Below are 2,323 nucleotides of genomic sequence, written 5' to 3' on the forward strand. Positions count from 1 at the left end.
TGCGTTGCAGCAACGCGAAGAACGATTCCATCGCGGCATTGTCACCACATGCCCCAACCTTCCCCATGGAACCTTGTAAACCATTGCAGGCCAACAATTCTACGAACATTCCGGAACGGAATTGGCTGCCGCGATCGGAATGTACGACGGTGCCGTGCGGGTTGCGGGTTGCGGAGCGCGATAGCGTTTCGCAGCGCCGAACACGCCAGGTCCGCGGTCATCCGGTCGGCGATCGAATAGCCGACGATCTTCGGTGGAGAAGCAGTCCTTGATCGCGCAGAGGTAGAGCTTGCCCTCATCGGTCCAGTGCTCGGTGGGGGCACCTCCCTGCACGGAGTGCTCGGGGGAATGTCGGTCAACCACACCCGGTCGGGCTGCTGGGCGCTGAACTGCCGCCTGACGAGGTCGTCATGGACCGGTGGCCCGGATCGGCGATGAAGTCCCGCGCTTCTTGGCGAACACCGAGAAGATCCGCTGCTGCGAACGCAGCCGGTGGACGCGGTTTTCGCCGGCGACGCCGTGGGCGGGTAGCTCGTCCGCGATGAACCGGTATCCGAATTCCGGATCGCCGGCGTGGATATCGAGCGCGGCGTTGATCAGATGGGCATCGTCCCAATCCCGTCGGGACACGGGATCGGTGTTCCACTTGTAGAACGCTTGCCGGGAGAATCCCAGCACCCGGCAGGTCACCGCGACGGCGATACCGTCGGCGGCAAGTTCACGGACCAGCGGGAACATTCCCCCAAGCACTCCGTGCAGGGAGGTGCCCCCATTTTAGGTTGACATCGCGCGATAGGTACGCCACCGCCCGGCGCATCACCTCCGCTTCCTGTTCGAGCAGCCGGATACGTTTGCGGGCCTCGCGGAGTTCGTCGGATTCGTTCCGTGTGAGGCCGGGTCGGGTGCCGTCCTGGATGTCGGCCTTGCGCAGCCAGTTCTTCAGGCAGGTCTCGGAGATCCCGAAATCTTTCGCGATTTGCCCCAGCGGGGCTTCGCGTTTGCGGGCCACGGCGACGACGTCGCGGCGGAACTCTTCCGGATATGGCTTCGGCATGTCGATCATCCTTTCACCGTGAGGGCGGATCCCTCACGGGTCAGGTGTCAACCAGAGCCGGGGCAGTCCCTTCCCTTCCTACGTGCGGCTGTGTCCGGTCGTGCTTCCGGTGCGGATTCGTCCCGGGACTCATCCGCCGAGTCGCTGGGCGTCGTGATCCGTGGTTTGCGCCGTCTGCGCGGCTTCGGCTGTTGTTCCTCTCGGACCGACTGAGACGGAGTTGTTCCCGTGCTCGAGCGTCCCCGGGTCGTCCGACGCCCCGGTGGGGCGGGTTCGACGCTCGTCGGGGCCTCGGATTGCCCGTCCTCGTCTTTTCCGTGGTCCAGTTCCTCGTCGACGGTGGAGTCCTCGGCCTCCCGCGGGTGGGCGTGCCCGCGACGGCCGATCCTCTTCGCCCCGGCGACCAGGTGCCCGCCGCCGGACACGACGTGCGCGCCGCGCGACCGGAGGCGGCCGCGGAACGAATCGACGTGGTCGCTGGTGGCCTCGGCCGTGGCGGCCGCCGTGTCGAGTAGCTCGCCGCGAACCGAGTCGCTGAGTTCCGCGATCTCCGGAGACGCGGCGAGGAACTCGGATCCCTGTGCGAGCAGATCCTGAGGCCCCTGGGGGGACCGCCCGCCCGCTCCGGCGATCTTCATTGCCATCTTCAACTGGTGTGTGCGCCCCAGTAGGTATCCGGCGCCGACCGCTGCGGCGACCTCAACTTTTGTTTTGGTTTTGATGATTTTCATGATCGAACCCACTTGCTGTGTGTCGTCGCCACGCACTGCGCCGGGCGTCGGGAGCATGTGGAACTATGGCGCGTCGGTGCGCGCGAGGCGTATATCGTGACTACCCCGTGTCCCAGGTCCCCAATCGCAAAACTCCGTCGGAAGCCCGCTGTGGGGAGGTGTCGTTGCCGCCCAGAGACTCGGTGGCACGCTATCGGTATGTGCGATCGCTCAGCATCGACGGTAAGCCGGAAAACGCTGCTCGAGCCCTTCGAGATCGACCCCGAACGGGCTGACCCCGAGATGGCGACGGACTGCAACGTGGCGTCCCACGAAGACCTCCCAGATCCTGATCGCGACGACGAGCAGCCCAAAGGCAGCTACGCAACTTCACATGGGGACTTCTACCGAACTAGCAAGTCGGCCCGGGGGCAGGTCGACAAGCGACTGCTAAGGGAACAGTGCCTGCTCGAGGGCTATCGGCTCGATTCCGACAATCGGCGCGGGGGGACTGTAAGAACAACGGTGTAACTCTGAAAGGAGATGCACCATTATGACT

At 64.7% G+C, this 2,323-nt stretch carries 1 protein-coding gene and 1 pseudogene; both read right to left on the bottom strand.

Features of this window, described 5'->3' with window-relative positions:
- A pseudogene (locus tag QM806_RS40775) lies at positions 1–1,054 on the bottom strand (IS3 family transposase); the annotation flags it as partial.
- Positions 1,055–1,101: 47 nt separating this feature from the next.
- A complete protein-coding gene (locus QM806_RS40780) occupies positions 1,102–1,785 on the bottom strand; it encodes a hypothetical protein (protein WP_259465536.1) in 684 nt (227 codons plus the stop codon).
- Positions 1,786–2,323: the final 538 nt, after the last annotated feature.

The organism is Rhodococcus sp. IEGM 1351, assembly GCF_030056875.1.
GTDB classification, from domain to species: Bacteria; Actinomycetota; Actinomycetes; order Mycobacteriales; family Mycobacteriaceae; genus Rhodococcus_F; species Rhodococcus_F opacus.